Genomic DNA, 3,268 nt, shown 5'->3' with positions numbered 1-3,268 from the left:
CAGTCATCTGAAAACCTCCAGTTTCAATTCATGATACAGGATGCACTCTCCCTGAGTAAACTTTGCACCAGAACCGTCAAACCGAACCACGCCATCGGCCATGACCTGGCCATCCACGCGTTAAAGCTAGCCAGTAAGTCGCTCCCAGGGAAGACGATTGCCTCTTTCACCGGGATTTCCACGAACTCGGTCCAACGCATTCTCAACGCTAACCTTAAGCCACAGGCTAGCCGTACCTTGCCGGTGAACCTGTGCTTCGACGAGTTCCGCTCCACCAAGAATGCGATGTCTTTCATCTGCATCGACGCCGACACCCACAAGGCGGTGAAAGTCCTCAGCGGGCGACTAAACAAGGACATCAAGGAGTTCTTCATCAACCGTTACGACCTGCAGGAGCGGGCCAAGGTCAAGCGGGTCATCATGGATATGAATGCCGCCTATCAGCGCATTGTGCATGAGCTATTCCCCAACGCGGAGATCATCATCGACCGCTTCCACATCATTCAACCGGTGGCCCGGGCGATGGACCAGATCAGAGTCCAAGGCCTCAAGCAGCTTGACGTACATTCTCGTGAACACAAGGTGCTCAAATCGCTTTGGAAGTTGTTCCATAAAACTAAGCCAGACGCCAAGCAGGCGCACTACCTGGCGATTCATGATGCCCTGATGGGTGGGCACTACAGAAAACTGGCGACCATCATCACTACGTAGAAGCGCAATGGATCCGCACTCGACACGGCAATGGCAACGCTCGGTAAGAATCTTACCGGAGTGATCAACACCGCCAAGTCGCCTTACTCAAACGGTCCGATCGAAGGCGTCAACCGTAAGATCAAGGAGCTCAAGCGCTCGTGTTACGGCTTCGCTAACCAGGAGAACATGTTCAAGCGCGTCTATCAACTGATTGCCTAACTTCACAAAGGACAAAACCTTAAGACCACTAAGGGCTTTTTGGCGTGTGCTTGAACCGCCGGGGCGCCCACTTGCGCCCCTCGGAAGGGCAAAGGCATATAAAATAACAAAGAAGGCTCCTCATCTCTGAGAAACCTTCCAAGGATAAAAACTATCTTTCAACACCAGTTGACAAACTCCCGTTTTTTACGATACGGTCGGTTATTAGGTGCTTACTTTGACACAGAGCCGTTTTTCGGTTCAATAACAAAAAGCCCAGTCCGAAGAGTGGACCTTCCAAAAGATAAAAACTATTAATCAACACCATTTGACACGAAGACCAATATAGTTTACGAAATCTAAGCAATCTGAATGCCAGCTTCTAGTGTATTATCTAATTTATAGATTCGTTCTACATCGATTACCACTACGCCGGCTCGTGGGAAACGATCAAAAATTTTAGTTTTATCTAGAATCTGACTAGCAAAGTCGTCTGCTTCATGAATATGGGCTGTGCCCTCAAAACGAAATCCTTTTTGAATGCTCCTATCAGCAACCGCAACCGCTGCTAGGTGGTTAACTGAGAGGTTATCATAGGCTTGCCTAAAAGTATGCTCAAAGTAGATCAAATGTGAGTCATCTAAGACATGTAGTGAACCCTTGGGACCAACTTGGGGCCTGCCATCTGTCCCTGTAGTCGCTAGAAAGGGAAGCTGACTCTGTAACATATTCTTCATTTCTTCTGTAAGATTTACCATTGAACTTTCTCCAATCGACATAACGCACGTAATTTATTTACTTTTAGTAAGCATAAATCTGAAATTCTTTTTTGTCAATTCTCCGTTCCATAGACGAACATACTAGATCACGATCACTAAAAATGTAACAATATTCTTGTGTTGTCTCAATATAACCATTATTTTGGTATTTACTGAGCTAAATCTCGATGCTATAAATTCACGTCAGACTTCTCAGACTTCCCTTTGTTGAAAATTGGTCTGAGTATTTGTGTCACTGGCCTGATTAATTTAACTCATTCAGTTTCATTGGTGTACTTGATTATACTGCTCTTGCAAAGGCACGATATACTTTTTCTCGGCTGCTTTACGAGCAGCGATAGCATCCTCCATATGAACATACACACTGTTTAGAACAAGATGGCCTTGAAAATAAAGCCGGGCGACCCACTTTTGAGCAGTTTTATCCCAGCTAACCCCTATAACACCCGATTTGTTATTGGATCTTTTATGTGTAGAGGAAACTAAATTTGTTCGATCAATTAACTGAAAGTTTTGGGAATTACCAATATACTTTTTAGTCTGCTTATTAGTTTTTATTTTAAGTCTGCTTATTTCTGATCGCAAACATCCGCAACTGCGTGTACTCCCTGTACGAAGTCGTTGACTGTCAACAACACATTTATTTCCACATTGACATTGACAGAGCCAAAGTGCATTACCATTAGAACTGGCTCCAAAAAAACTAATAGCCGTGAGTCGTCCAAACGTTTGATTGGCCAAATCGATACGCTTTTTCATAGTATCCCCCCTGCTTGGTAAGCAGCTACTTAAAGAGTTATGTTTATAGGTCAGTTTCACTGGTGCTTGTCTTCATCAAAGCGAAAATTCAAATGGATACTCACATTCAAGAGTCAATACTACAGCGAGGGATAAGGTCGGCACTCAATTAATCTGGGAATTTATCAACTGATGTTGACAGATGGTTTCTATTCTTTGAAAATTTCATCAAAGACGGAGAGGCATCTTTACTATGTTCGTCAATCAGCATTGTTGGGGGCATCGCTGATGATATATATCGCTCAGAGGGCCGTACTGCTTCATGCCTAAAAATAGATTTTTGATTGACTCCCTGTAGTAGCCATATATCCAAGCGTTCGACTGCTAACCGAATCTTCGTCCTCAAATATTATATCACCTTCACGTACACTAGGTAATCTTGCGTGGTCAGGTCTTGGCACAGCTAGTCGGAACTCTTAAGAGAAATAACTGTTACAGGTAGGAAATCCGCTTCGGATGCAGATGTCGTTGGAGGCTGCAAGCCATACTTGACTGCTGTGTACAGAGATACAAGACCAATAATTGCAAGTAATATGGCAGATAGGACGATACCACAATCAGTCCTGAAATCCAGATCTTCACCCTTATTCATTCAAACTCTTCCCACCTACAACATAGCATTGTTAGCACAGGATTTGGGATTGAAGTATTGTGCTTGATTTGACAATTATAGAACTGTTTTGCCTTTATTTGAAATTGTTCACAAACGACTATGTGCGGCTATAGATGTTTAGATACTGCTATTCTTGACTAGCTGTAGCAAGACATTTGTAAAGCCAACGTCGGCATTAAGTGATGGT

At 43.7% G+C, this 3,268-nt stretch carries 2 protein-coding genes and 1 pseudogene; 1 reads left to right on the top strand and 2 read right to left on the bottom strand.

All coding sequences use genetic code 11. The features are described 5' to 3' along the window. Nucleotides 1-63: 63 nt before the first annotated feature. A pseudogene (locus JUF11_RS12940) lies at nt 64-912 on the top strand (ISL3 family transposase); the annotation flags it as partial. Between the two features lie 338 nt (nt 913-1,250). Here JUF11_RS12940 and JUF11_RS12935 read toward each other — a convergent pair. Together JUF11_RS12935 and JUF11_RS12930 are read right to left on the bottom strand one after the other, a co-directional pair. Further along, complete coding sequence (locus JUF11_RS12935) at nt 1,251-1,649, bottom strand: pyridoxamine 5'-phosphate oxidase family protein (protein WP_203634152.1); 399 nt, start codon at nt 1,647-1,649, stop codon at nt 1,251-1,253. 285 nt (nt 1,650-1,934) lie between these two features. Beyond that, nucleotides 1,935-2,429 (bottom strand): alcohol dehydrogenase, encoded by a 495-nt coding sequence (locus JUF11_RS12930; protein ID WP_204119919.1) that lies wholly within the window; start codon nt 2,427-2,429, stop codon nt 1,935-1,937. Nucleotides 2,430-3,268: the final 839 nt, after the last annotated feature.

It is taken from the genome of Lacticaseibacillus suilingensis (assembly GCF_016861845.1).
In the GTDB taxonomy this organism is placed as follows: Bacteria; Bacillota; Bacilli; order Lactobacillales; family Lactobacillaceae; genus Lacticaseibacillus; species Lacticaseibacillus suilingensis.
This window is presented reverse-complemented; position numbering and strand designations above follow the sequence as displayed.

Excerpts from the sequence above, each read along its gene's own strand:
- JUF11_RS12935 (WP_203634152.1), bottom strand. The coding sequence starts at position 1,649 with ATGGTAAATCTTACAGAAGAAATGAAGAATATGTTACAGAGTCAGCTT.
- JUF11_RS12930 (WP_204119919.1), bottom strand. The coding sequence starts at position 2,429 with ATGAAAAAGCGTATCGATTTGGCCAATCAAACGTTTGGACGACTCACG.